This window comes from Methylobacterium sp. E-005, from assembly GCF_022829725.1.
GTDB lineage: Bacteria > Pseudomonadota > Alphaproteobacteria > Rhizobiales > Beijerinckiaceae > Methylobacterium.
Genome location: NZ_JAKSYG010000113.1, coordinates 1 through 24,131, shown reverse-complemented (window position 1 = coordinate 24,131; position 24,131 = coordinate 1). Strand labels below are relative to the sequence as shown.

The following is a 24,131-nucleotide window of genomic DNA, read 5'->3' as shown; positions in this document are numbered from 1 at the left end:
CAGGCTACAGCATCGACAGCCTCCCCTTGTTGGCGACAACATTTCGATATATCGATATAAACGACATATCGAAATCGAGGCGACGCCCCATGCATCCTGGCATGATGGATCCCTTCCACGCCGATCCCTTCCACCCCGATCCCTTCGACGTCTACCGCGTCCGGGCCCATCGGGGCCCGATGGGGGGCGAGCACCGGGGGCGGCACGGACATCCCGGCCGCGGACCCGGCGACCGCCGGATGTTCGGCCGCGGCGGCCGGGGCGACCTCGCCCGCTTCTTCGCCCATGGCGACCTGAGGCTCGTGATCCTCCATCTGATCGCCGAGAAGCCCCGGCACGGCTACGAGATCATCAAGGCCATCGAGGAGCGGGTCGGCGGCGCCTACAGCCCGAGCCCCGGCACGGTCTACCCGACGTTGACGCTCCTGGAAGAGCTCGGCCACGTCACGGTGACCCCCGGGGAGGGCACCAAGCGGCTGCACGCGATCACCCCAGAGGGGCAGGCCGTGCTCGACGGCAACCGCCCGACCCTGGAGGCGATCCTCGCCCGGATGGCCGAGGCCGAGGCCGCCCGGGGCGACGGGCCGCCACCCTCCCTGGTCCGCGCCAGGGAGGGGCTGAAGCTCGCCCTGCAGATGCGCCTCGCCCGCGGCCCGCTCAGCGCCGAGCAGACCGCCGCCATCACGGCCGCCCTGGAGGCGGCGACCGCCGCGGTTGAGCGGGCGTGAGGCGCCGCGACTCCCGCCGGAGCCTGCACGGTGCCTGATCCACGCCCACGGCACCTGGCCCTCGGGGTGACCCTGTTCCGGCCGGGCCCGGATCAGGTGGAGCGCGTCCTCACCCAGGCCGCGGTCGTGGGCGCCACGGTGATCGCCTTCGACAATGGCGGCCTCCCGGCGGCGGATGCGGCGCGTCTTGCGCGCGCCGGCGTGAGACTGCTGTCGGCGGGGCGCAACGTCGGCATCGCGGCGGCGCTCAACCGGATCGCCGCCTCCGCCCGGGACGCGGGGGCGGAGACGCTCCTGCTCCTCGATCAGGATGCCGAGCCGCCCGAAAACCTCGTCGCCGGGCTGCTCGCCGCCCTCGGCCAACTGCGGCGTGCCGGGATCCCGGCGGCGGTGGTCGGCCCCGCCCCGGCGCCGGCCGCCGGCCACAAGGCGCCGGCCTATCCGCGCCGCCCCGGCGTGCCGGATTGTGGCGCCCTCGCCCCGGTGCAATTCCTGGCGACCTCCGGTTCGCTGATCGACCTCGCCGCGTTCGACCGGGTCGGCCCGTTCCGGGACGACTTCTTCATCGACGGGGTCGAGCTCGAATGGTGCTTCCGCGCCTGGAGCCTCGGCGACGGCTGCTATTGCGCCCGCGATGTCGGGATCCCCCACCGGGTCGGCGGCGGGGTGATCCGGGCCTTCGGGATCGCGATGCCGCGCCAGCCCCTGTTCCGCATGGCGACCTACCTGCGCAACGCGGTCTATGCGTGGCGCCTGCCCCACGTGCCGCTGCGCTGGAAGCTCGCCCAGGCCGCCTACCTGCCGCTCCAGGCCGGGCTGTACTGGGCGGATTCGGGCTTCCGGCCCGCCGTGCTGCTGCGGCTCCTCGGGGCCGCCCGCGACGGCGTTCTCGGCCGCCTCGGGCCGCCCCAGGACCTGCCGAAGGATCTGCCGTGACCGGCCGCCTTGCCCTCCCCCCGGTCCTGGACGTGGTGATCGTCAACTGGAACGGCGGTGCGCTGCTGCGCGCCTGCCTCGCGAGCCTCGCGGCGGCGCGGGACGCGGGGTCCGTGCAGGTGATCGTGGTCGACAACGCGTCGACCGACGGCTCCACGGAGAACCTGCCGCCCCTGCCCCGCCCGCTCCGACTGATCCGCAATGCGGAGAATCGCGGCTTCGGCCGGGCCTGCGACCAGGGCGCTGCCGCGGGCGCGGCCCCGGCGATCCTGTTCCTCAACCCCGACACGCAGGTCGAGCCCGACGCCCTCGACGTGGCCCGGACCGCCCTGCTGGCCGATCCGCGGACCGGGATCGTCGGCGCCCGGCTGGTCGACCCCGACGGGCGAACCGCGCGCTCCTGCGCCCGGGCACCCACGGCCCTCGGCCTCCTTGGCCGCGCCCTGGCGCTGGATCGGCTGAGCCTCGTGCGCCCGCACTTCCTCCGCGAATGGGACCATGCGGAGGACCGCGCCGTCGATCAGGTGATGGGCGCCTTCCTGATGATCCGCCGCGACCTGTTCACGGCCCTCGGCGGGTTCGACCCGCGCTTCTTCGTCTACTGGGAGGATGCCGACCTCTGCGCGCGCGCCCGGGCGGCGGGTTTTCGCGTGCGTCACGTGGCAGGGGCGGTCGCGCATCACCTCGGTCAGGGCACGACCCGGCAGGTGCGGGCGCGGCGCCTGTTCTACTTCCTGCGCAGCCAGATCCTCTATGCCGGCAAGCACCACGGCGCCGCCGCGGCCCTGGCGCTGATCGCGGCGAGCTTCTGTGCGCAGGTGCCCCTGCGGCTCGCCCTGGCGCTCGCCCACCGCTCTCAGGCCGAGGCCGCCGAGGTGCTGCGCGCGGCTGCCCTCCTGGCCGCGGCCCTGCCGCAGCTCGCCGGTTCGCTCATGCGGGGCGATCGAGGAAGTCCAGCAGGGTCCGGTTGAAGGCCTCCGGACAGGTCACGCTGTGGGCGTGGCCGCCCTCGGGGGCGAGGGCAAGGCGGGCCCGGGGCAGGGCCGCCGCGAGGCGCTCGGAGCGCGTATAGGGCACCAGCACGTCGTCCCGGGCGGCCATCACCAGGGTCTCGTGCGGGATGCGCCCGAGCCGGTCGGCGATGACGAAGCGCTCCAGGGCGCCGATGCGCGTGAGCACGGTCTCGGCCCCGGGGAAATGCGTCAGGGCCAGGGCCTCGTCGGCCGCGACCCGCTCGGCCTGCGCGGAGAGCCAGGGGGCCGGGTACAGGAAGATCGCCTGCGCCCGCACGAAGGCCTCCGGCCCGCCCCCGGCCAGGATCGCCCGGCGGGCCGCGAAGCAGCGGCGCGTGGCCGGGTCCAGGGCGTCCCAGCCGTTGATCACCACGATCCGCCCGACCCGCCCGGGCGCGGCGAGCGCCATCTGCAGGGCGATCAGGCCGCCGAGGGCATGACCGACCACGTCGGCGCGGTCGATCCCGGCGGCATCCAGCACGGAGAGCGCGTCCCGGGCCATGGCGGGGATATCGTGATCCGGGCCAAGCCGGTCGGGCGACCGCCCGGTCCCGCGGTGATCGTAGGTCACCACCCGGAAGCGCGCCGTGAGCGCCGCCATCTGCGGCGCGAAGTACCCGGCCCCGCCGCCGAGCCCCGGCGAGAGCAGCACCGGAGGTCCGTCCTCCGGGCCCGCCGCCGCATGGTGGAGCGGGGCCGCGTCTCTGCTCACCGGGTGGCTCACCGGCCGACATGCGCCACGGAGGCGATCTCCACCAGCGCGTCCGGCTTCACGAGGCCGCACTGGATGCAGTAGCGCGCCGGCTTCTCGCCCGGGAAATACTCCGCGTAGACGGCGTTGATCGCCGCGTAGTCGGCCCAGTCCTTCAGGAAGACGTGGTTGAAGGTGACGTCGTCCATCGTGCCGCCCGCGGCCTGGACCACGCCCTTGATGGTCTCCAGCACGTGGCGGGTCTGGGCGGCCGCGTCGCCGGCATGGACGACGTTGGCCTCCGCATCCAGCGGCAGCGTGCCCGAGACGTACAGCACGCCGTCGGCCAGCGTCCCCGGCACGTAGGGGGCGAGCGGCTTGCCGGTCCCCGGCGGAATGACGACCTGCTTCGGCATGCCCGTGCGCGCTCCCGTTCGACCTGTCGGCCGGGCCGGGCAGGCCGCGCGGGAGGCGCCGCATCGGGCGGCGCGCGTGCACCCTGCCGGTCACCGGCCGGGTGCGGGATGCACTTATTCGGCCATATCGAGACCGGCCGCATCAACCGCGGCGTGTGCGGCCGGTCCGAGCGCCGCCTCGAAGGACGCCACGTCCGAGACCCAGCCGAAGAAGGTCTCGATATTGGCGAGCGCCCCGTGGTGCAGGCTCTCCGGCCCCGCCTGATGCGTGGCATCCGCCAGCACGATCCCGAAATATTCCCGGTGGAACCCGTCCCGCAGGGTCGATTCCACGCAGACATTGGTGGCGATGCCGGTGAAGATCAGCGTGTTGATCCCCCGGGCGCGCAGCATGCTGTCGAGGGGCGTGTTGTAGAAGCCGCTGTAGCGCGGCTTGCCGATCGTCAGGTCGCCGGGCTCGGGCCTCAGGGCATCCACCAGCGCGTAGTTCCAGGAGCCCTTGGCGAGGAGCCGCGCGTTCATCTCCGGATGCCGCCGCATGGTCTTGAGGGCGTTGGACTTGTGCCAGTTCGGCGAGCCCGGCCCGCCCGCCTCGACGTAATCCGGGTCCCAGCCGTTCTGGAACCACAGGATCTTGATGCCGGCCGCCCGCGCCGCCGCCACGGCCCGGACGATCTGCGCGATCACCGGGCCGGTGCCCGACACGTCGAAGCCCGCGATGTCGAGATAGCCGCCCGGACTCGCATAGGCGTTCTGCACGTCCACGACGATCAGCACCGTCGCCGCGGGGTCGAAGGCGATCGGCTCCGGCCGGGCCGGCAGGACGGTGCTGCCGTGGCGGCCCTGGGGATCGCGGTATCCGGCGGGGGCATCCATCACGCGACCTCTCCCAACGGCGCCGCGGCGACGTGCCGGCGGGTGCGCATCAGCGGCTGGATCCGGGTGCCGAAGGCATCGAGACCCTTGAGGAAATCGTCGAACACCAGGAGCACGCCCTCCACCCCGTCGATGGTCATGATCGCGTCGAGCATCGCCGCCACGGTGGCGTAGCCGCCCACCAGGGTGCCCATGTTGAGGTTCACCGCCGAGGCGGGGTCCGCAAGCTGGCGCACGTTGGTGTCGCCGCCGGACTTGGTGTCGGCCGCCCCCTGGAGGCCGAGCCACGCGATCGCCTCGGCGTCGGCCCCCGCCCGGTAATGCTCCCAGCTGGCCATCGCGGCGGCGTCGGTCTCGTCGGCGATGATCATGAACAGGGCGTAGCAGGTCACCCGTCGTCCGGTCCTGGCGCTGGCCTCCGCGAGCTTTTCCACCACGGGGGCGAACGCGGTCGGCGTGTTGACCCCTTTCCCCAGGCAGAAATTGTAGTCCGCGTATTGCGCCGTGAAGGCCAGCCCCGCCCCGCTCTGGCCGGCGCAGATGATCTTCATCGGCGCCTCCGGCCGGGGGCTCAGGCGGCAATCGTTCATCTGGAAATAGGTGCCCTTGCGGTCGCTGGCCCCGGTCTCCCATAGGTCGCGCAGGATCTGGGCGTACTCGGCCAGGTAGTCGTACCGATTGGCGAAATGCGCGTCGCCGGGCCACAGGCCCATCTGGTCGTATTCCGGCTTCTGCCAGCCGGTGACGAGGTTCACGCCGAAGCGCCCGTTCGAAATCGAGTCGATGGTCGCCGCCATGCGGGCGACGATGGCCGGCGGCAGGCACAGGGTCGCCGCGGTGGCGAACAGCTTGATCCGGGTGGTGACGGCGGCGAGCCCCGCCATCAGGGTGAAGGATTCGAGGTTGTGGTCCCAGAACTCGGTCTTGCCGCCGAAGCCGCGCAGCTTGATCATCGACAGGGCGAAGTCGAGCCCGTAGCCCTCGGCCTTCAGGGTGATCGCCTTGTTGAGCGCGAAGCTCGGGCGGTATTGCGGGGCGTTCTCCGAGATCAGCCAGCCGTTGTTGCCGATCGGGATGAACACCCCGACGCTCATGGCGGGCGATCCGCCGGGCTCCGTCCCGGTGGCATCCGCCTGCGCGGGCACGCCCGTCCCGGCCTCGCTCTGCGTCATCGACCCATGCTCCAGCGGAGCCGCACCCGCCCCCGGGGCACCGACTCGGTCGGCCGACGCTCGCAAAACCGGCGCGGAGGGTCAAACCCGTCGGGCGGATTCCGCGAAAAAATGTCCATCTTTTCAGCGACTTGCACAACCTCAGCGCGATGTCTGCCCGCTGCGTGCTCATCGTGTGTGCGAGGTCCGCGGAAGGATTGCTTTTGTCGCGCCGAAGACCATTTCGAAAGACGAGAATTGATTTCGGTCCCGTCCTGCCGGAGTGACCTTGATGCGCGCGTGGCTCGCCCTCCTCCTCGTCCTCGCGGGACCGGCGGCGGCCGATGACGCCGCCCGCGCCGCCGCCCAGGCCACGATCACCCGGCAGGTCGAGGCATTCGGGCGCGACGACGCGTCGGCCGCCTATGCCCAGGCGGCTCCGGCGATCCGTGAGCTCTTCCCGAACGCCGACCTGTTCATCGGCATGGTCCGCAATCAGTACCGCCCGGTCTACCGGCACCGCAGCTTCGTGTTCGGCGCGGGCCGGGACACGGGCGCGGACGGCGTGGTCCAGTCGGTGGCGATCCAGGACGAGTACGGCGTCGATTGGACTGCCGAATACAGCCTCGTCCGGGACGCGGACGGGCAATGGCGCATCACCGGCTGCCGCCTGATCAAGGCGCCGGGCACGAACGCCTGAAGCACGAACGTCTGGTGGCCCGTCGCCTCCACGGCGACGGGCCCGGCATCACCGGGGTTCCGGCTTCAGCGTCGCGAGCTTGTCGAGCATCTGCAGGGTGATGTCGGCGCAGGCCTTCGTCGTGTCGTCGTCGGCGCATTTCACGTCGATGCGGGCATCGCCGCGCTCGATGATGAAATGCGCGCCCTTCGGCGGCGGCGGCGGGCCGTCGGGGCCGCGCTGCGGGCCTCCGGGCGGCGGCGGGGGCGGCGTGTCGGCCCCCGGGCCGCGCCGCGGACCGCCCGGGGGCGGCGGAGGCGGGGCGCCGGCCTCGGGGCCGGGCCGCGGGCCGCCGGGGGGCGGCGGCGTCTGTGCGAAGGCCACGGTGCCGGACAGCAGGGCCGCGACGCCCGCAAGGGCGATGATTCGGGTCATGTCGGCTCTCTTTGAGGTGGGATCGATCCCGCCGGCGCATCGCCGCCGGGTCGGCCGATCCATGGCGGCCTCCGCCGAACCGGCCCTGAACCGCCCCGTTCAGCCCCGGTTAAACCGCCAGCCCCGTCCTGCGGGCAGACCGGCCGCGCGGCACAGGAGGGCTCTCTGCTTTCGACAGGCCCGCCGGCATCGTGTAGAGGGGGCGCCTTCCCACGGAGGACCCTGTGCTCCACGTCTCGACTCGCGGCGCGGCCGCGCCGCTCTCGTTCTCGGACGCCCTGCTGGCGGGTCTCGCCCGCGACGGCGGGCTCTACGTGCCGCAGACTTGGCCGCAGATCGGCCGCCCGGAGATCGCCGCGCTGGCCGGCCGGCCCTACGCGGAGGCCGCCAAGCGGGTGCTGCGCCCGTTGATCGACGGCGATGTCGCCGGCCCGGACCTCGACCGGATGATCGATGGGGCCTACGCGACCTTCCGGCATCCGGCGGTCTGCCCGCTGACCCAGCTCGACGACAACCTGTTCCTGCTGGAGCTCTTCCACGGGCCGACGCTCGCCTTCAAGGACGTGGCGATGCAGCTGCTCGGGCGGCTGATGGACCACGTGCTGACCCAGCGCGGCACCCGCGCCACCATCGTGGGCGCGACCTCGGGCGATACCGGCTCGGCGGCGGTCGAGGCCTTCGGCGGGCTCGACCGGGTCGACGTGTTCATCCTCTATCCCCACGGGCGGGTCTCGGAGGTGCAGCGCCGGCAGATGACCTCGGTGCCGGCCGACAACGTCCATGCGCTCGCCGTCGACGGCACCTTCGACGATTGCCAGAACCTCGTCAAAGCCCTGTTCCAGCACGCCGATTTCGCCGACGCGGTGCGGCTGTCGGGGGTCAACTCGATCAACTGGGCCCGGGTCGCCGCGCAGGCGGTCTACTACTTCACCAGCGCGGTGGCGCTGGGTTCGCCCCATCGCCCGGTCTCCTTCGCGGTGCCGACCGGCAATTTCGGCGACGTGCTCGCCGGCTGGGTCGCCAAGCAGATGGGCCTGCCGATCGGGCGGCTGATGATCGGCACCAACGCCAACGACATCCTGGTGCGGACCCTGGAGCACGGCGCCTACGAGCTGCGCGGCGTGGTCCCCACCACCTCGCCCTCCATGGACATCCAGATCTCCTCGAATTTCGAGCGGCTGCTGTTCGAGGCGCTGGGGCGCGACGCCTCCGCCCTGTCGCGGCTGATGGCCGGGCTGAAGCAGTCCGGCGGGTTCTCGCTGAGCCCCGAGGTGCTGGCCACGGTCCGCTCGGAGTTCGATGCCGTCGCGGTGCCGGAGCCCGACGTGATGGAAGAGATCGCCCTGACCCAGGCCGCCACCGGCGTGGTGCTCGATCCCCACAGCGCCATCGGCGTGCGGGCCGGGCGGCGGCTCCTGGAGCAGGATCCCGCGACTCCGGTGGTGGCGCTCGGCACCGCGCATCCGGCAAAATTCCCGGACGCGGTCGCGAAGGCCACCGGCGGCCTGCGCCCGCCCCTGCCCCCGCACCTCGCCGACCTCATGGACCGGCCCGAGCGCATGACCCGGGTGGAGAACGACCAGGCCGCCCTGGAAAAGCTCATCCGCGAGCGCGCCCGCATCACGCGAGGGGCTTGAGTTTGCCGCGGGTGGCGTGCCGCTCCCCCTCCCCCCTTTGCGGGGGAGGGTGGCCCGCGAAGCGGGTCGGGAGAGGGGAGCGACGATGCAAGATTAGGTTGTGGCCTTCAAACCTGCTGCCCATCTTCCTGGAACGGCGCTCCCCCCCTTGCGGGACTTCGTCCCGACCCGACCCCTGCTGACGCAGGGGCCACCCGCCCCCGCAAAGGGGGGAGGGATTCCGCGCCCGATCCGGCCCCCTTCGCGACGAGCTGTCGATGAACCAGCATTTCTCCACCCACGCCGCCTCGCCGTCGCTGCGGACCACGCGGCTCGACAACGGCGTCACGGTGGTCACCGAGCCGATGCCGGGCGTGGCCACCGCCAGCCTCGGCGTCTGGGTCGGGGCCGGCTCGCGCAACGAGCGCGCCGACGAGGCGGGCCTGTCCCACCTCATCGAGCACATGGCGTTCAAGGGCACGCGCACCCGGTCGGCGCAGAAGATCGCGGAAGAGATCGAGAATGTCGGCGGCGAGATCAACGCCGCGACCTCGACCGAGGGGACGAGCTACACCGCCCGGGTGCTCGGCGAGGATGCGGACCTCGCCCTGACCGTGATCGGCGACATCCTCACCGATTCGGTGTTCGACGCGGGCGAACTCGCCCGGGAGAAGGGCGTGATCCTCCAGGAATACGCCGCCGTCGAGGATACCCCCGACGACGTGGTGTACGACGCCTTCACGGAGGCGGCCTTCCCCGACCAGCCGGTCGGCCGGCCGATCCTCGGGCGCCCGGAGACGATCCGGAGCTTCGACGAGGCCGGGATCCGCGCCTATCTCGACCGGGAATACACCCCGGACCGCATTGTGGTGGCCGGCGCCGGGGCGGTGACCCACGAGGCGATCGTGGCGGCGGCCGAGCGCCATTTCGGCGCCCTCCCCGCCAAGCCCGCCCCCGCGGCGGTGCCGGGCGTCTACGGCGGCGGCGAGCGGCGGATGCCGCGCAAGCTCGAACAGGCCAACGTGGTGATCGGCCTGCCGGGCCTGTCGTTCCGGGACGAGCGCTACTACGCGCTGCACATGTTCGCCCAGGTGCTCGGCGGCGGCCTGACCTCGCGGCTCTGGCAGGAGGTGCGCGAGACCCGCGGCCTCGCCTACGAGATCCAGGCCTTCCACTGGCCGTTCTCGGATTGCGGCCTGTTCGGCATCGGCGCCGGCACCGCCGGGGCGGACCTGCCCGAACTCGTCGACGTGACTCTTGCCGCCACCGCCCGGGCGGCCCGCGACCTCGACGCCACCGAGATCGCCCGCGCCAAGGCACAGCTCAAGGTCTCGCTGCTCTCGGCGCTGGAGACGCCCGGCGGGCGGATCGAGCGCAACGCCCGCCAGATCCTGGCCTGGGGCCGGGTGATCCCCGCCGGGGAGGTGATCGACAAGGTCGACGCCGTTACGGTCGAGGACGTCCGCGCCGCCGCCGCCGCGATGCTCACGGGCACGCCGACGCTGGCGGCGATCGGCCCGATCCGCAAGCTGCCGACGCTCGATAAGATCGCGGGCGCGCTCCGGGCGGCCTGAGGCCGCTTTCTTTGCGAGCGCAGCGAAGCAATCCCGGGAACCGCTCGAGTCGCAGACGTCCCGCTGCCCTGGGTCGCTTCGCTGCGCTCGCGATGACGGAGCGGGCTGCGAAATGACCGCCCCACCCCCGCCCAACTTGATTTGGCCGCAAAGGAGCGCGATCCGCGGGCGGTGGACCGGGCTCAAGGCGCCCTTGCCCCAGGTTAGGCCCACGCCTATCGATCGAGGCCGCCCGGGCGGCTGACGCCTCTCGCACGGCCGGACACCAAGATACCCTTGCGCATCCTCGCCCTCCTCCTGACCCTGGTCGGCGGTCTCGTCGGTGCCCTCGCGCTGAGCGGGTCGGCTCAGGCCGTGGAGGCGGTGCGCGTCACCCTCGACGCCCCGGTGATCGACCTGACCGGCGCGATCGAGCGCTACCGCTCGGACGGCGACCTGATCCAGATCTCCACGGCGCCCGGCAAGGACGGGATCGTCCGCCGCATCGTCGTGAAGGCGCGCGACGCCGGCGCCCGGCCCGACTGGATCGTGTTCGCGCTCACCAACGACACCGACGAGCAGATCGACCGCATCCTCGTCGCCCCGCATTTCCGGCTGGTCGATTCCGGGGTGATCTGGCCCGATCTCGGCGGCTCGCGGATCGCCGCCATCACGGCGAGCCAGGGCATCCGGCCCGAGCGGGACGAGAACCCGGAGGCCGACCAGTTCACGATCACGCTGGATCCCGGCACCACCGTCACGTACGTCGCCGAATTGCGCGGCGCCAACATCCCCCAGCTCCACCTCTGGGACCAGGACGCCTATCGCCGGAAATCCGCCGGCCTGACCCTCTACAAGGGCATCATCATCGGGATCAGCGGCTTGCTCGCCCTGTTCCTGACCATCGTGTTCGTGGTCAAGGGCGCGATCATCTTCCCGGCCGCCGCGGCGCTCGCCTGGTCGGTGCTCGCCTATGCCTGCATCGATTTCGGCTTCCTGCAGCGGGTCTTCCCGGTCACCGAGCTCGCCGAGCGGGTCTACCGGGCCTCCGCCGAGGCGGTGCTCGGGGCGACGCTGCTGGTCTTCCTGTTCGCCTACCTGAACCTCGCCCGCTGGCACGTGCGCTACAGCCACGTGGCGTTCTTCTGGCTGGCCTTCCTGGCCGGCCTCGTCGGGCTCGCGGTGTTCGACCCGCCGGTGGCGGCGGGGGTGGCGCGCATCTCCATCGCGGCGGTGGCCGGCATCGGCCTGCTGCTGATCCTCTACCTCGCGGTCCATAACGGCTACGACCGGGCGATCCTGCTGGTGCCGACCTGGCTGCTCCTCGTCGTCTGGGTGGCGGCGGCGGGCTTCGCGGTCACCGGCCAGATCGGCAGCGATCTCGTGCAGCCGGCCCTGATCGGCGGCCTCGTGCTGATCGTGATGCTGATCGGCTTCACGGTGCTCCAGCACGCCTTCGCGGGGGGCGGCCTCAGCCACGCCCTCGTCTCCGACACCGAGCGCCGGGCGCTGGCGCTGACGGGCGCCGGCGACGTGGTGTTCGACTGGGACGTACCGGCCGACCGGGTCTTCGTCGGCCCGGAGATCGAGGCCCAGCTCGGCCTCGCCCGGGGCACCCTGGAGGGGCCGGCGACCAACTGGCTGGGCGCCCTCCACCCGTTCGACGTGGAGCGCTACTCGGCGGCCCTCGACACGGTGATCGAGGAGCGGCGCGGCCGCATCGTCCACGATTTCCGCCTGCGCTCGGAGGCCGGCACCTTCTTCTGGTACCGGCTGAAGGCGCGCCCCGTGATCGGGGCGGACGGCGAGGTGATCCGCGTGGTCGGCACCATCGCGGACGTCACCGAGATCAAGACCGCCGAGGAGCGCCTGCTCCACGACGCCGTGCATGACAGCCTCACCGGCCTGCCGAACCGCGAATTGTTCGGCGACCGTCTCGACGCGGCTCTGGCCTTCGCCAGCCAGGATCCGCGCCTCAAGCCCACCGTGATCGTGCTCGATGTCGACCGGTTCAAGGGCATCAACGACGCGATCGGCCTCTCGGCGGGCGATTCGATCCTGCTGACCCTCTCGCGCCGCCTCGGCCGGCTGCTGCGCCCGCAGGACACCCTGGCCCGGGTGGCGGGCGACGAGTTCGCGGTGATCCTGGTCTCGGAGCGCGAGCCCGACCGGATCCTGGCCTTCGCCGAGATGATCCGCCGGGCGATCGCCACGCCGATCACCTACGCCGACCGCGAGATTTTTTTGACGGTTTCCATCGGGTTGGCGCTCTACGAGGCCGGCGCCAACCTGAAGCGCGACGAGGTGTTCAAGAGCGCCGAGATCGCCATGATCCAGGCCAAGCGCAACGGCGGCGACCGGATCGAGGTGTTCCGCGCCCACATGCGCACCGACCGCTCGGACCGGCTGATGCTGGAGAGCGACCTGCGCAAGGCGATCGAGCGCAACGAGATGAAGGTGCTGTTCCTGCCGGTGGTCCGGCTGGAAGACCGCACCGTGGCGGGGTTCGAGGCCGTCCTGCGCTGGGACCACCCGAAGCTCGGGCGCATCCCCGCCGCGACCTTCCTGCCGCTCGCCGAGGAGAGCGGCTTCATTGTCAATCTCGGCATCTTCGCCTTGGAGCGCACGGCGCTGGAACTCGCGGCGTGGCAGCGCTCCCTGGAGGTCGAGCCGCCGATCTTCGCGGCCTGCAACCTGTCCTCGCGCCAGCTCCTGCGCCACGACCTCCTGCACGATGTGAAGACCGTGATGGCCCGCTCCGGGGCGCTCCCCGGCTCGCTCAAGCTGGAATTCAGCGAGAGCCTCGTGATGGAGAACCCGGAATACGCCGCCCAGATGCTGGCGCGGATCCACGACCTCGGCGCCGGCCTGTGCCTGTCGGATTTCGGCACCGGCTATTCGGCCCTCTCCTACCTGCAGCGCTTCCCGTTCGACACGATCAAGGTCGATTCGACCTTCGTGCGCCAGATCGGCACCGGCCAGACCGCGATCCTGCGCTCGATCGTGCGCATGGCGAGCGAGTTGAACCTCGCCATCGTGGCGGAGGGCTGTGAATCGGAGGCCGACGCCCAGGCGCTCGCCGGCCTCGGCTGCGAATACGCGCTGGGCCCCGCCTTCGGCGAGCCGATGACCCTGCTGCAGGCCCGCCAGATCGTCGGCGCCGCGCCGGAAGCCGCCTGAGACCAACCTAGATTGGTTCTTGAGTGGGTGGGCCGGGTGTAACCTGCCGGAGACGAGATTCTCCGGCAGGTGCTGCGATGACCCCCGAACAGATCAAGCTGGTGCAGGACAGTTTCGCGAAGGTGCGGCCGATCGCCGGGACGGCGGCCGACCTGTTCTATGGCCGCCTGTTCGAGATCGCCCCGCAGGTGCGCCCCCTCTTCCCCGACGACATGGCCGAGCAGAAGACGAAGCTCATGGCCATGCTGGGGCTGGCGGTGGCCAACCTGAACCACCCGGACACGGTGGTGCCGGCGCTGCAGGATCTCGGGCGCAAGCACATCGCCTACGGCACGCAGGCCGCCCATTACGCGCCGGTGGGCGAGGCCCTGCTCTGGACCCTGGAGCAGGGGCTGGGAGCGGATTTCACCCCGGAGGTGCGGGCGGCTTGGGTCGCGACCTATACGCTCGTTGCCGGGGTGATGAAGGAGGCTGCGGAGGCGGCGTGAGTCGCGCAGTGATTTAAGCCCACCTTAACCATGTCCGCGCAAGCTCCTGTTGATGGATGGGCGCGCCGGCGCCCGGCATGGGGATGGGCGGATGGCCGAGGCGGCACGGCGTTATCAGCAGGCAGGCAGCTCGGATCTCTTGCGCCGCCTGATGGCCCGGCCGGTCCGGCTGGACCCGCAGGCCCGGATGCGGCTGCCCCTGCCCGGTCATGACCTCCAGCGCACCAGTGCGCCTGAGAACGAGCCCGACGAAGACCTCTTCGACGATTCCGACGAGGCCGAGGCCATTGCCCGCCTCGAAACCGAGCTTCAGGTGATGAAGGCGGTGCTCCGCGCCCAGCGGCAGGAGGTCGAGGCGCTGCGGGCGCAGCGGCAGTTCCTCACCGAATCCGCGGCCAGCGACGATGTCCGCGCGACCCGCGAGCGCTGGGCGGCTCTGGTCGATTCGCTCCTGATCCGTGCCAAGTGATCCGGCCCCGTGAACCCGCCCTCACCCGTGAACCCACCTTCGGTGAGCCCTCTCCAGACCATGCGGGGTAAGGCCATGGGCGCGCGCTGCTCGCTCGTCGTCAACGGCCGGTCGGTGCGCGTCTCGACCGGCGATACGCCCCTGGAGGCGGCGCTGGCCGAGGGTATGATCGCGCCCGTCCAGGCCCAGGCCGGCAATCCGCTCGCCGGCCAGGGCGTGGCGCATCAGGGCGCGGCCCGCCCCGCCCGCCGTCCGCCGGCCCACCGGGCCCGCCTCGAATCCCTCCGGCCGAGCCTGCCGACCACCCCGATCCAGGGGCAGGAGGCGGCACCGCCGATCCCGGTCGCAATCCGCAAGGGCACCGTCACGGAGATCCGCCGGCTCAGCCCCGGCATCGTCGAGGTCGTGGCCACCCTGACCAAGCGCCCGACCCTGGAGCCCGGCCATGAGGCCCGGGTGACCTTCGCGGGGCTGCCCACCCTGACGCTCGCCCCGACCCTGCGGGTCGACGGCGCCGCCGAGATCAACGAGGCGGTGTTCCACATCCCCCGCGATCCCGAGGGCGGCCCGGTCGACACGATCCGCCTCGACCAGCCCGTGCGCCTCAAGGGGCCCGTGGGCCGGGGGCAGTACCGGCCCGGGGGTGGGCGCCTCGTCCTGGTGGCGGCCGGTGCCGGCTTCGGCGCGATCTGGGCGATCGCCCGGGCGGCCCGCTACGTCGAGCCCGCCCGCGAGATGGCGCTCGCGGTCGGTGCCCGGGACGCGCTGGACCTCTACATGCGCGAGAGCCTGGACTGGCTGCGCCGCACCGGCGTCGCCCGGATCGTGCTCTGCGCCGACCGCGGCGGCCCGCGTCCGCCGGACGTGCGCTCCGGCCCGCTCACCGCCCATCTGCCGAGCCTGCGCGCCACCGACGTGGTCCACGTGGCCGGCGACGTCTCGACCGTGGGCGCCGTCCAGGTGCTCGCAGCCTCGGTGGGTGCGCGCTGCTACCCGATCATGCTCGACTGAGGGCGGACGCACGGAATCGGCGCTGACGCAGTCTTCGCCGCCTTGCCCTGGCCTCCCCGCGCGGAAGGGTTCGCGACCCCGTTCCCCGGCCGGTCGTGCCGCAGTGCCGAGCGGATCCGAGGCTGTATCCCGCGCCGCAGCCGTCCGCGGGCCAGCCCGGGCCGCAGTGCGCGTTTCCTGAGGCCGTGAGTCCGGTTTCGGCGACCGTCCGGGATCGACGAGGCCGTATATCGGCCCGAAGACCGTGCTTCGGACCCGGGCGCCGTCCGAGAAAACGCCCCTTCATCGCTCGACGATCCGTGAACATGCCGTCGGCATCTGCATTCGGTGGATCAATCACTTCTGCCGTCATGTAAATGTTACTCGGCAAATCTGCGAGTGGATCGAAGGTTATTTTGCCCGGTCTAGCTCAATCTCCAAAAATCCATGCTACAGGACTTCCGATTGCGAACGGGGGTTCGATGCATGCGACTGCTCAGAGATGCGAGACTGATCGTCAAGATTTCTATTCCTCTCATCATCATGACTTTGGCCAGTTCATTCATTGTTTTTTACTCGCTTGAATCCCTGGATGTCATGAGGCAGCGCAACAAATATCTTGTCGATTATTATTTCTCGCGCCTGGAGATGTTCGGTCAGATCCGGGAGCAGTTTCTCGTCGCGGGCCTGATGAACCGCAACATCATCATCGGCCGGCCGGAAAGCGACATCCCGGCCTTCCGCGATCGCTATGATCAGGCCGTCAAGGCCGTGGCGGACAATGTCGAGACGCTGGCTGCGGGGTCGCGGCGGAAGGAGATCCAGGACATCCAGCGCACCATCGGCCGTCTCGCGCGGGCGTATTTCGATCTGCTCGATCGCTCCAATGCCCTCGCCCTCCGGGACGAACGGGACACGGCGATTCAGGTGGGTCTCGTCGAGAGCCGGGAGATCCGGGCGGCGTTCAACAAGGTGTCGCAGGATTACGAGGCGCTGGCGAGCGCCCGTCTCAGCGAGGCGAAGACCGCCTCGCAGCAGGAGGCCGAGCGGGCGCGCACGATCCTGATCGGCGCCGCCCTGGCGGCCCTGCTCACCGCCCTCGGCCTCTCGGGGGCGATCGTCGTGCTCGGTGTCACGCGACCCCTTCACCGCCTCGTCGTCGGCCTGCAGCGTATGGCGGAGGGCGACATCGAGGCCGCGATTCCGGAAGCGCGGCGCGGTGACGAGATCGGGATCGTCGGTCGCGCGGTCGAGGCGATCAAGGTCATGGTCGCCCGCAACGCCGCCGCCGAAGCCGAGCGGAGGCGGCAGGCGGAGGCCGCCGCCTCCGTCGAGCGCAGGCGCAACCGGATGGAGCTGGCGCAGACCTTCGAGCAGGCGGTGTCCACGATCGTCGATCGCGTCTCGTCCTCCGCGGGCGACCTTCAGACCACCGCCCGTCAGATGACCACGACCGCCCAGGAGGCCGCGAGCCAGTCCGGCGCGGTGGCCCGCGCGGCCGAGGCGGCGGCGGCCAACATTAACACCGTCGCGGCCTCGACCGAGGAACTCGGCAGTTCGATTCGGGAGATCGGCCGACAGGCGAGCGGCTCCTCCGGTTTGGCGCAGCAGGCGGTTGTGGAGGCCGATCAGGCCGCCGGCCTCGTGTCCGAACTGCGGGTGGCGGTCTCGGAGATCGACACGGTGGTGCGGCTGATCTCGTCCATCGCCGAGCAGACCAATCTGCTGGCGCTCAACGCCACGATCGAGGCGGCGCGCGCCGGCGAGGCCGGCCGCGGCTTCGCGGTCGTCGCGGGCGAGGTGAAGGCCCTCGCCGAGAGGACGGCGCAGGCAACCGACGGAATCGCCGGGCAGATCGGCCGGATCCAGGGGGTTACCGGCGCGGCGGTGGGCGCGATCGGCACGATCATCGGCCGGATCCGCGAGATCAACGGCATGGCGGTCGCGATCGCGGCGGCCGTGGACGAGCAGGGTGCGGCAACCCAGGAGATCGTGCGCAATATCGGCCAGGCGACGCAGGGCGCCTCGGAGGTGACCGCCAACATCGCCGGCGTGGCCGAGGCGTCGGAGCAGACCGGGATGGCGGCCGATCAGGTGCTGACGGCGGCTACGGCTCTGGCGAGCCAGTCCGAGCGCCTCTCGACGGAGGTCGACCGCTTCCTGGCCGGCATCCGCGCCGCCTGAGGCCCGGGCCCGGCTCGACCGGGCCGGACGGCGCGCGGATCACGCACGCCGCACGGTGTCACGACCGCCCGGCTCGGTCATGTGGAGATAGGCGGGATCGAAATGGGCGAGCCGGGCCAGGGCAGCCGGATCGTGGATGGTCAGGCGCCGGCTGCGCAGGGTGATCAGCTCCATGCCGCGCAGTTCCTGCAGCGTGCGGTTGATGTGCACGCTGGTCTGGCCCATCGCGTCCCCGAGATCGCTCTGGGTGATCGGCATCGGACAGATCTTGGCCTCCGCCAGGCCCACCGCCGCCAGCCGCGCGTACAATTCGCAGAACAGGTGCGCGAGCCGCTCGATGCCGGTGCGGCTGCCCAGGCTGATGGTCCACTCGCGCTGGACCGCCGCGGTGGCGAGCGCCTCCCGGTGGAAGGCGAGGTCGAGCTGCGGTTTGCGGGCGGTCATCGCCTGCAGCGCGGCGCCGGAGATCTGGCCGAGGAGGACGGGCGTGATCGCCCCGATCGTGTGGTCCATCTCGTCGAGGAGGAAGATGTGCGGGTCGCACGGGTCGCCCGGCAGGAGGAACGAGACGATCTGGCGGCGCCCGTTGATGAACTGCCGGTAGCGGCAGGCCCAGCCGTCGAGGATGATGCTGACGGCGCGCGGATCGTCACCCTCGTGGATGATGTCCGTCCGCGCGGCGATCATACGCCCCGGGCCGACGGCATCGATCAAGCACAATCGATCGGCCTCCGAGAGCCGGACGTAGCATTCCAGCTTGCGCACAAGCGGATTTGACATGGTGTTCCTCCGCACGGGCTTAGCGCGCGCAAGCCTACAGAGGGTTCTCTGGAATGAATACTTATGCAGATTAGCTTTCAGTGCCGCAGTGTCGATTAGTGAACGGTTGCAGGCAATTGGAAGCGGTCGCGTCGCACCGATCCACGCGCAGGCCGCCCGCGTTTCAGATGTCGATGCTGATCTTGCCGAAGTGGCGGTTGCTCTCCTGGTGCCGGAACGCTGCGACGAGGTCGTCGAGCGGGTAGCGGCTGTCGACCACCGGCCGCAGCCCACAGGCCTCGATCCCGCGGATCATCGCGATCTGGTGGCGCCGGCTGCCGACCAGCACGCCCTGCAGGCGGATCTGCTTCAGGAGCGCCGGGACCAGCGGCATTTCGCCCGCCACGCCCGACAGGATGCCGATCACCGAGATATGGCCGGCGACCCGCACGGCGGCCATCGACTGCTCCAGCGTCCCCGGTCCGCCGACGTCGAGGACGTGGTCGACGCCACGCCCGCCGGTCAGGCGCCGGGCGGTCTCGCCCCAGGCCGGGTCGGCGCGATAGTTGATGAGGTGGTCGGCGCCGAGCCCGTGCAGGCGCTCGAGCTTCGCGTCGCTGGAGGAGGTGGCGATCACCGTGGCGCCCGCGGCCTTCGCGAATTGCAGGGCGAACAGCGAGACGCCGCCGGTGCCCTGGACGAGGACGACGTCGCCGCCCTTGAGGCCGGCATCGGCGTGGAGCGCCCGCCACGCGGTCAAGCCGGCGGTGGTCAGCGTCGCCGCCTCGGCGTGGTCCCAGCCCCGGGGCGCGCGGGTGAAGGCGGTGGATGGCGCCGTGACCCGCTCCCGGGCGTAGCCATCGACCCCGTCGCCCGGCACGGTGGCAAAACCCTCGACCTGCGGCGTACCCTCCAGCCAGGTCGGGAAGAACGTGCTGACCACGGACTCGCCCACGGCGAACTCCGCCGGGCCCGGACCAACGGCCTCGACCGTGCCGGCCCCGTCGGACATCGGGATGCGGGGCTCGCGCGGCCCCCACATCCCGCTGACCACCGCGTAATCGTGGTAGTTGAGGGAACTCGCCCGCAGGCGGACGGTGATCTCCCCGGGGCCGGGCTCCGGAACCGAGCGTTCCCCGAATCCGACCCTGTCGAAACCGCCCCCCGGCTGGACGATCACGGCGCGCGCGAGCGATCCTGTCATAGCGACCCTGTCCCTGGCCCGTGTCCCCGCCCGGACGCGGCCGCCCGGGGGCCGATGGTGGCAGGCCGGGCGCCCCGCGTCGAGACGCCCGGAGACGAGCCCGCTTCACATCTTCTGCTCCCGAAGGCGGGTTCCGCGCACAAGCTCCGCTTCGAAGCCGCATCAAATGGGAAGCCTTTTTCCGGCTCCGGCGGCTAGATTGCCCGGGTCGATGCAGAGCCGGATGGAGGATTGCCGTGATCGCCAGCATGGATCGGATCGCCCCGACGATGTCGCCCTGTCCGTGGTGTTGCCGCGTCCGAGACGCCGAGAGGACACCCCACCCGACACGGAAGGCGACCAGAGATGCTGACCGATAGCGTTACCCCGCCCCCCCATTCCGATCGTCATGCCGCGGCGCTTGCCGGCCCCCTGGCCCGGAGCGTCCGCTCCCATCCGGCCCGTGAATTCCACCCGTCCCACGAGCACGCCGCCCTCGCGAACGCCCTCGACGATGGGCTGATGCCCGACGAGGTGGCCGGGATCCTCGCCGGCCGGCGGGTGACCGAGGCCTTCCCGATCCGCTGGGGCGAGAGCCCCGAGGCCTACGCGTCGCGGGCCGTGGCCGAGATGTTCGTGGCCTACCTCCAGTAGGAGGCCGCGTCCGGCCCCGCCGGTCGCCCCACTTTCGTCCCGCCGATCCCGTCACAGGACAAGCCGCCATGACGGCCGCCACGCCGTGCCTCACCCGCCGGTGGGGGCGCCGGTCGGGGATGCGCGCGCGCATCCTCGCGCTGGCGCTCGCCGCCTGCCCGGCCATCATTGGCCCATCCCCGGGCTCCGCGGCGACGGGGCAAGGGGCAGCCTCCCGCGCGACCGTCGAGCCGGACGACCCGGAAATCCCGGCCCGGCTGACGGTCGGGCCGGAGGGCCGGAACCTGCACCTCGTGGGCGACCTCACCGCGGGCGTGGCCGTTCGGCTGGCCGGCCTCCTCGACGCCCATCCGCGGATCGCACGCCTGCACCTGACCAGCGACGGCGGCCTGGTCGCGGAGGGCGCGGCGATCGGGGCCCTCGTGGCGGCGCGGGGACTGGAGACCCAGGTGTCCGATGCCTGTGCGTCCGCCTGCACGCTGATCTTCGTCCGCGGGCGGCGGCGCATCCTGGCGGAGGGCGGCCGGCTCGGGTTCCACGCCCCCTACACGGTCGCGGCGCGGGGGCGGATGCGTCCGGTGGATCCCGCGCCGGAGCGGGCGGCCTACCGGGCCGCCGGCCTGCCGCCCGCCTTCGTGGCGCGGGCCCTGTCGGTCGCCCCGGCCGCCATCTGGATTCCCGACGCGGCGCAGCTCTGCGCAGCCGGCATCGTGACCGGGCTCGTGGGCGCGGACCCGGGTGCGCCTGAACCGGAGCCGCGGCCCTGCGGCGGACGCCAGCCGTGACAGCCATCCCGTGCGGTCCCTGGGTCGCGTCCTGAGGCAGAGGACGAGGTCGGGCCTCGCCCGAGAGAGCCGAGGCTTCGCCCGGAAGAACCAGGGCTTCCCCCTGGCAACCCACCAACGGGCTCAGCCCTTTGGAAACCCGGCCCGGTGATCGGAACCCCGGGCCGCCTCCTCGCGCGGCCGGGTGTTCGGATCCGGCTGTCCGGTCGCCCTCACCGCCGTGCGGTCGGCCGCGTCCTGCTCCGCGGGGGTGGAGACCGTCCGCGGTCGCCCGTTCTCGCCGAGACGCTTCCGGCCGGCCCGCTCGGCCGCCACCCGTTCCTGCGCCGGGTCACCGGCGTCGACACTCAGATCCCTGGCCATGGCGTCTCCCGTTCGTGGCGAGACCACCCGATCGCAGCGCGATCGGGAGCGGCCCCACGTCGTTGTCGTCCCGCACCCCCTGCGCCGAACCGGCATCCCCTCCGGCGGAGCGCGCTACGGCCGGTCGGAGCGGGCGAGCAGCGCGGCCGCCGCTGCCGTGGCGCCGGCCAGAAGGAGCCCGGTGAGGATCGGGATAACCGAGGCCTGCGTGTAGGCGCTGCGCATGACGTGGTGGGGCGAGGCGCCGCGCACGGCCCCGTCCCGGCCGGCCGCGTAAAGGGCGCCGTCCCGGTCCGGCCCGGCCGCGCCGGCCTTCTGGCTCCGGGACATGACCTGCGCGCCCATCCAGTCGGTGATCGACGGGACGCGCTTGCGCAGGGAACTCATCACCTTGCCGCCGCCGCCGACATAGAGGTCCCGCGGGCCGTGCTCGGCGGCGTACAGGATCGCCTTGGCGACATCCGCCGGATCGTAGACCGGCGGCGGCAGCTTCGGGGCCCGGGCCATGTAGTTCCGGGCGTGCTCCGGGAAGGGCGTGTCGATCGAGGCCGGCTTGATCAGCGTCACCGAGACCGGGGCGCCCGCCTCCTGCAATTCCATGCGCAGGGCGTCGGTGAAGCCTTTGATCGCGTGTTTGGAGGCGCAGTACATGCCCTGGATCGGGAAGGCGAGGTCGGAGGCGACCGAGCCCAGGTTGACCAGCGCCCCCCCACGCTTCTTCAGGTGCTGCAGCGCCACCGTCGAGCCGTAGACGATCCCCCAGAAGTTCACGTCGAACAGCCGGCGATGGTCCGCGTCCGAGACCTCCTCGAGGCGGCCGAAGATCGAGAGGCCCGCATTGTTGACCCAGGTGTCGAAGCCGCCATAGGCGCGGATCGCCTCGGCGGCGAGCGCCTCGACATCGGCGCGGCTGGACACGTCGGTCACCACCGCCCGGGCCTCGCCGCCGCGCTCCTGGATATCGTGGGCGATGTCGTCGAGGGCCGCACCATTGCGCGCCGCCAGGACCACCCGGGCCCCGCGGCTTGCGGCCGCCCGCGCCGTGGCCAGGCCGATCCCGCTGGAGGCGCCGGTGATGACGATCACCTGCTCGCGCAGGGGCTTGTGCCGGATCTGCATGCTGCGTCTTCCTCTGTCTGCTGTGTGATGCGCGGGGGCGGTGGGGCCGCCGGACGGGCTCACCGCCCGCCCGGGGGCCGGTCGCGCTCGGCTCCCAGGCTGGTCCCGCCGCGGCGCGCCTCTTCCCGCTCGGTGCCGGCGCGCTCCATCGGACCGTCCTGCGGCTTGACCGTGCCGGTGGCGGTGTCGAGGGGCGTGTTGGCCAGACCCGCGCTCGCGGGCTTGCCGGCGGGCATCCGCTAAGCCTGGGTGTCGTCCGGTACGTCCGCCATGCCGTGTCCCTCCGAGGCGCGCCGGTCCCCGGCGCCGGGCCGGGCCGTCAGGCCCGATCCTCAGGGGCCAACCCGCCGGAGCGGCCGGCGTATCCGGAAATCATCCAACGCGATTTTCGCCCGGGCCGCGCGCCATCGGAACGGAGGCGTGGGCCTGGTGTTGTCTGCCAAATCTTTATTCGGAGACAGGACGATGGCCGGAACCGCGAAGAAGACCGATCCCAAGCTGTGGGAGAAGGTCAAGAAGCAGGTCACGAAGTCGGAGAAGGGCGGCAAGCCCGGCCAGTGGTCAGCGCGCAAGGCCCAGATGGCCACGGCCGAATACAAGAAGGAAGGCGGCGGCTACGCGGGCAAGAAGTCGGACGACAACCACCTCAAGCAGTGGACCGAGGAGGAGTGGGACACGAAGTCGGGCAAGGCGAGTGGCAAGACCGGCGAGCGCTACCTGCCCAAGAAGGCCCGTGAAAAACTGAGCGACAAGGAATACGCCGACAGCACCGCCAAGAAGCGGGCCGACACCGCCAAGGGCAAGCAGTTCTCGAAGCAGCCGAAGGCGGCCGCCGAGAAATCCGCCACGGTGCGCAAGACCGGCAAGGCGAGCAGCAAGACGGCGAGCCAGTCCGGGACGACCAAGGCCGAGCTGATGCGCAAGGCCCGGGCGCAGAACGTGCCCGGCCGGTCGAAGATGTCGAAGGCGCAACTGGAGCACGCCGTTCACGCCTGAGGCGGGCGGCACCCCACGACGAAAGACGCCCCGGGAGAGACTCCCGGGGCGTTTGCTCGGCGCGAGCGGCCAGTCAGGTCGGGCTGGGGATGCTCGGGTCGAGGGGCGATGCGGCGGGGCCGCCTCGCGGATGGTCGACCACCGGGAGAACACCCGCCGGGCCGTCAGGCCCGACAGGTGGTTCCGCGGGTGAGTCTTAGTACGAGCCGAACTTGTAGTTCAGGCCGGCGCGGATGACGGCGAACTCGTCGTTGCGGCGGCCGACGGCGCTGTAGGCGACCGGGAAGTTGTTGGCGGCGTTGATGACGAGCGCGCCCTGGTTGCGGGTGTTGCGGTCGAGGTTGACGTACAGGCCTTCGACCTTGAGCGTCACGGCCGACGAGCGGAAGAAGTTCAGGAACGAGTCGACCGGGAGCGCGTACTCCATGCCGCCGCCGACCGCGTAGCCGGTGCGGAAGCTGTCGTTGCCGACGTAGCCACCGAACGAGCGGTCCGCGCTGCCCGAGCCGTAGGCGAAGCCGCCGGTGCCGTACACGAGGACGCGGTCGAAGGCGTAGCCGAGGCGGCCGCGCACGGTGCCGAAGTAGTCGAGGCTCGACAGGCCGCGCGGGTCGGTGACGTAGTAGCCGGCTGCCAGCGGACCGGTGACGCTCGACCGGTTCCGGTTGCGGCCGAAGTCGAGGTACTGGGCGTCGGCCTCAACGCCGCACACCACGCCGTTACCCGGGGTCAGCTGGCAGTTGTAGACGATCTGGGCGCCGCCGCGGTACCCTTCCTGGTTTGTCTGGCCGAAATAGGCGCCCGACCACGTGAACACCGGCACGGGGGTGAACACGGGCGGCGGGGCGGCGCGGCGCCCAGATCGGC

25 protein-coding genes are annotated in these 24,131 nt (G+C 71.5%); 14 read left to right on the top strand and 11 right to left on the bottom strand.

Annotation, left to right across the window (positions count from 1 at the left end; genetic code table 11):
* The first annotated feature begins 101 nt into the window (after positions 1-101).
* The 3 genes from MKK88_RS13725 to MKK88_RS13715 are packed head-to-tail and all read left to right on the top strand — an operon-like array spanning position 102 to position 2,635.
* Positions 102-728 carry a PadR family transcriptional regulator gene (locus MKK88_RS13725; protein ID WP_244000540.1) on the top strand — a complete coding sequence of 209 codons (627 nt, stop codon included), beginning with the start codon at positions 102-104 and terminating at the stop codon, positions 726-728.
* 30 nt (positions 729-758) lie between these two features.
* Entirely contained in the window at positions 759-1,664 is a 906-nt protein-coding gene (locus tag MKK88_RS13720) for a glycosyltransferase family 2 protein (RefSeq protein WP_244000539.1), read from the top strand.
* Complete coding sequence (locus MKK88_RS13715; protein ID WP_244000537.1) at positions 1,661-2,635, top strand: glycosyltransferase family 2 protein; 975 nt, start codon at positions 1,661-1,663, stop codon at positions 2,633-2,635. The genes MKK88_RS13720 and MKK88_RS13715 overlap by 4 nt, the downstream gene beginning before the upstream one ends.
* On the opposite strand, the gene rutD is transcribed toward MKK88_RS13715, so the two are convergent.
* The 4 genes from rutD to rutA form a co-directional block, all read right to left on the bottom strand.
* Entirely contained in the window at positions 2,595-3,389 is a 795-nt protein-coding gene (rutD, locus tag MKK88_RS13710) for a pyrimidine utilization protein D (RefSeq protein WP_244000535.1), read from the bottom strand. The genes MKK88_RS13715 and rutD overlap by 41 nt on opposite strands.
* An 8-nt stretch (positions 3,390-3,397) precedes the next feature.
* Positions 3,398-3,784, bottom strand: a complete 387-nt coding sequence (gene rutC / locus MKK88_RS13705; RefSeq protein WP_244000533.1) for a pyrimidine utilization protein C — start codon at positions 3,782-3,784, stop codon at positions 3,398-3,400.
* Positions 3,785-3,898: 114 nt separating this feature from the next.
* The gene (gene rutB, locus MKK88_RS13700; RefSeq protein ID WP_244000546.1) at positions 3,899-4,660 is read right to left on the bottom strand and encodes a pyrimidine utilization protein B; all 762 of its coding nucleotides are present in this window, start codon (positions 4,658-4,660) and stop codon (positions 3,899-3,901) included.
* The gene (gene rutA / locus MKK88_RS13695; protein WP_244000544.1) at positions 4,660-5,754 is read right to left on the bottom strand and encodes a pyrimidine utilization protein A; all 1,095 of its coding nucleotides are present in this window, start codon (positions 5,752-5,754) and stop codon (positions 4,660-4,662) included. Before rutA ends, rutB begins: the two co-directional genes overlap by 1 nt.
* Before the next feature lie 349 nt (positions 5,755-6,103).
* Between rutA and MKK88_RS13690 the strand changes: the two genes are divergently transcribed.
* The gene (locus tag MKK88_RS13690; protein ID WP_244000531.1) at positions 6,104-6,511 is read left to right on the top strand and encodes a DUF4864 domain-containing protein; all 408 of its coding nucleotides are present in this window, start codon (positions 6,104-6,106) and stop codon (positions 6,509-6,511) included.
* A 48-nt stretch (positions 6,512-6,559) separates the two neighbouring features.
* Here the strand turns inward: MKK88_RS13690 and MKK88_RS13685 are convergent, their stop codons facing one another.
* On the bottom strand, positions 6,560-6,925 hold the full coding sequence (locus tag MKK88_RS13685) for a hypothetical protein (RefSeq protein WP_244000529.1): 366 nt from the start codon (positions 6,923-6,925) through the stop codon (positions 6,560-6,562).
* Positions 6,926-7,149: 224 nt separating this feature from the next.
* On the opposite strand from MKK88_RS13685, the gene thrC reads away from it, so the two are divergent.
* From thrC to MKK88_RS13650, 7 genes are all read left to right on the top strand, one after another.
* Positions 7,150-8,562, top strand: a complete 1,413-nt coding sequence (gene thrC / locus MKK88_RS13680) for a threonine synthase (protein ID WP_244000527.1) — start codon at positions 7,150-7,152, stop codon at positions 8,560-8,562.
* Positions 8,563-8,819: 257 nt separating this feature from the next.
* Positions 8,820-10,115: a M16 family metallopeptidase gene (locus tag MKK88_RS13675; RefSeq protein ID WP_244000525.1), complete on the top strand. Its 1,296-nt coding sequence runs from the start codon at positions 8,820-8,822 to the stop codon at positions 10,113-10,115.
* A gap of 297 nt (positions 10,116-10,412) precedes the next feature.
* A complete protein-coding gene (locus MKK88_RS13670) occupies positions 10,413-13,274 on the top strand; it encodes an EAL domain-containing protein (RefSeq protein WP_409566659.1) in 2,862 nt (953 codons plus the stop codon).
* A 77-nt stretch (positions 13,275-13,351) separates the two neighbouring features.
* On the top strand, positions 13,352-13,762 hold the full coding sequence (locus MKK88_RS13665; RefSeq protein ID WP_244000521.1) for a globin family protein: 411 nt from the start codon (positions 13,352-13,354) through the stop codon (positions 13,760-13,762).
* Between the two features lie 91 nt (positions 13,763-13,853).
* Positions 13,854-14,231 (top strand): hypothetical protein, encoded by a 378-nt coding sequence (locus tag MKK88_RS13660; protein ID WP_244000519.1) that lies wholly within the window; start codon positions 13,854-13,856, stop codon positions 14,229-14,231.
* A 75-nt stretch (positions 14,232-14,306) separates the two neighbouring features.
* Complete coding sequence (locus MKK88_RS13655) at positions 14,307-15,242, top strand: ferredoxin--NAD(+) reductase (RefSeq protein WP_244000542.1); 936 nt, start codon at positions 14,307-14,309, stop codon at positions 15,240-15,242.
* 465 nt (positions 15,243-15,707) lie between these two features.
* Positions 15,708-17,405, top strand: a complete 1,698-nt coding sequence (locus MKK88_RS13650; RefSeq protein WP_244000517.1) for a methyl-accepting chemotaxis protein — start codon at positions 15,708-15,710, stop codon at positions 17,403-17,405.
* Between the two features lie 39 nt (positions 17,406-17,444).
* Here the strand turns inward: MKK88_RS13650 and MKK88_RS13645 are convergent, their stop codons facing one another.
* Both MKK88_RS13645 and MKK88_RS13640 read right to left on the bottom strand, forming a co-directional pair.
* A complete protein-coding gene (locus tag MKK88_RS13645) occupies positions 17,445-18,185 on the bottom strand; it encodes a Crp/Fnr family transcriptional regulator (RefSeq protein WP_244000515.1) in 741 nt (246 codons plus the stop codon).
* 163 nt (positions 18,186-18,348) lie between these two features.
* Complete coding sequence (locus MKK88_RS13640; protein ID WP_244000513.1) at positions 18,349-19,368, bottom strand: zinc-dependent alcohol dehydrogenase family protein; 1,020 nt, start codon at positions 19,366-19,368, stop codon at positions 18,349-18,351.
* Positions 19,369-19,713: 345 nt separating this feature from the next.
* Here MKK88_RS13640 and MKK88_RS13635 point away from each other — a divergent pair, with 345 nt between their 5' ends.
* Both MKK88_RS13635 and MKK88_RS13630 read left to right on the top strand, forming a co-directional pair.
* Positions 19,714-20,001, top strand: coding sequence for a hypothetical protein (locus tag MKK88_RS13635; protein ID WP_244000511.1), 288 nt, complete (start codon positions 19,714-19,716; stop codon positions 19,999-20,001).
* Positions 20,002-20,069: 68 nt separating this feature from the next.
* Entirely contained in the window at positions 20,070-20,786 is a 717-nt protein-coding gene (locus tag MKK88_RS13630) for a hypothetical protein (RefSeq protein ID WP_244000509.1), read from the top strand.
* A 123-nt stretch (positions 20,787-20,909) separates the two neighbouring features.
* Here MKK88_RS13630 and MKK88_RS13625 read toward each other — a convergent pair whose 3' ends face one another.
* From MKK88_RS13625 to MKK88_RS13615, 3 genes are all read right to left on the bottom strand, one after another.
* Positions 20,910-21,149 (bottom strand): hypothetical protein, encoded by a 240-nt coding sequence (locus MKK88_RS13625; RefSeq protein ID WP_244000507.1) that lies wholly within the window; start codon positions 21,147-21,149, stop codon positions 20,910-20,912.
* Positions 21,150-21,263: 114 nt separating this feature from the next.
* Positions 21,264-22,268 (bottom strand): SDR family oxidoreductase, encoded by a 1,005-nt coding sequence (locus MKK88_RS13620; RefSeq protein WP_244000505.1) that lies wholly within the window; start codon positions 22,266-22,268, stop codon positions 21,264-21,266.
* A 59-nt stretch (positions 22,269-22,327) separates the two neighbouring features.
* Positions 22,328-22,504 carry a hypothetical protein gene (locus tag MKK88_RS13615; protein WP_244000503.1) on the bottom strand — a complete coding sequence of 59 codons (177 nt, stop codon included), beginning with the start codon at positions 22,502-22,504 and terminating at the stop codon, positions 22,328-22,330.
* A 229-nt stretch (positions 22,505-22,733) separates the two neighbouring features.
* Between MKK88_RS13615 and MKK88_RS13610 the strand changes: the two genes are divergently transcribed.
* Entirely contained in the window at positions 22,734-23,264 is a 531-nt protein-coding gene (locus MKK88_RS13610) for a hypothetical protein (protein ID WP_244000501.1), read from the top strand.
* Between the two features lie 196 nt (positions 23,265-23,460).
* Here the strand turns inward: MKK88_RS13610 and MKK88_RS13605 are convergent.
* On the bottom strand, positions 23,461-24,131 hold a 671-nt coding region (locus tag MKK88_RS13605), incomplete at its 5' end, for an outer membrane protein (protein WP_244000499.1).

Excerpts from the sequence above, each read along its gene's own strand:
- MKK88_RS13725 (WP_244000540.1), top strand. The coding sequence starts at position 102 with ATGATGGATCCCTTCCACGCCGATCCCTTCCACCCCGATCCCTTCGAC.
- rutC (WP_244000533.1), bottom strand. The coding sequence starts at position 3,784 with ATGCCGAAGCAGGTCGTCATTCCGCCGGGGACCGGCAAGCCGCTCGCC.
- rutB (WP_244000546.1), bottom strand. The coding sequence starts at position 4,660 with ATGGATGCCCCCGCCGGATACCGCGATCCCCAGGGCCGCCACGGCAGC.
- rutA (WP_244000544.1), bottom strand. The coding sequence starts at position 5,754 with ATGAGCGTCGGGGTGTTCATCCCGATCGGCAACAACGGCTGGCTGATC.
- MKK88_RS13690 (WP_244000531.1), top strand. The coding sequence starts at position 6,104 with ATGCGCGCGTGGCTCGCCCTCCTCCTCGTCCTCGCGGGACCGGCGGCG.
- MKK88_RS13685 (WP_244000529.1), bottom strand. The coding sequence starts at position 6,925 with ATGACCCGAATCATCGCCCTTGCGGGCGTCGCGGCCCTGCTGTCCGGC.
- MKK88_RS13675 (WP_244000525.1), top strand. The coding sequence starts at position 8,820 with ATGAACCAGCATTTCTCCACCCACGCCGCCTCGCCGTCGCTGCGGACC.
- MKK88_RS13665 (WP_244000521.1), top strand. The coding sequence starts at position 13,352 with ATGACCCCCGAACAGATCAAGCTGGTGCAGGACAGTTTCGCGAAGGTG.
- MKK88_RS13660 (WP_244000519.1), top strand. The coding sequence starts at position 13,854 with ATGGCCGAGGCGGCACGGCGTTATCAGCAGGCAGGCAGCTCGGATCTC.
- MKK88_RS13655 (WP_244000542.1), top strand. The coding sequence starts at position 14,307 with ATGGGCGCGCGCTGCTCGCTCGTCGTCAACGGCCGGTCGGTGCGCGTC.
- MKK88_RS13650 (WP_244000517.1), top strand. The coding sequence starts at position 15,708 with ATGCGACTGCTCAGAGATGCGAGACTGATCGTCAAGATTTCTATTCCT.
- MKK88_RS13645 (WP_244000515.1), bottom strand. The coding sequence starts at position 18,185 with ATGTCAAATCCGCTTGTGCGCAAGCTGGAATGCTACGTCCGGCTCTCG.
- MKK88_RS13640 (WP_244000513.1), bottom strand. The coding sequence starts at position 19,368 with ATGACAGGATCGCTCGCGCGCGCCGTGATCGTCCAGCCGGGGGGCGGT.
- MKK88_RS13635 (WP_244000511.1), top strand. The coding sequence starts at position 19,714 with ATGCTGACCGATAGCGTTACCCCGCCCCCCCATTCCGATCGTCATGCC.
- MKK88_RS13630 (WP_244000509.1), top strand. The coding sequence starts at position 20,070 with ATGACGGCCGCCACGCCGTGCCTCACCCGCCGGTGGGGGCGCCGGTCG.
- MKK88_RS13625 (WP_244000507.1), bottom strand. The coding sequence starts at position 21,149 with ATGGCCAGGGATCTGAGTGTCGACGCCGGTGACCCGGCGCAGGAACGG.
- MKK88_RS13620 (WP_244000505.1), bottom strand. The coding sequence starts at position 22,268 with ATGCAGATCCGGCACAAGCCCCTGCGCGAGCAGGTGATCGTCATCACC.
- MKK88_RS13615 (WP_244000503.1), bottom strand. The coding sequence starts at position 22,504 with ATGCCCGCCGGCAAGCCCGCGAGCGCGGGTCTGGCCAACACGCCCCTC.
- MKK88_RS13610 (WP_244000501.1), top strand. The coding sequence starts at position 22,734 with ATGGCCGGAACCGCGAAGAAGACCGATCCCAAGCTGTGGGAGAAGGTC.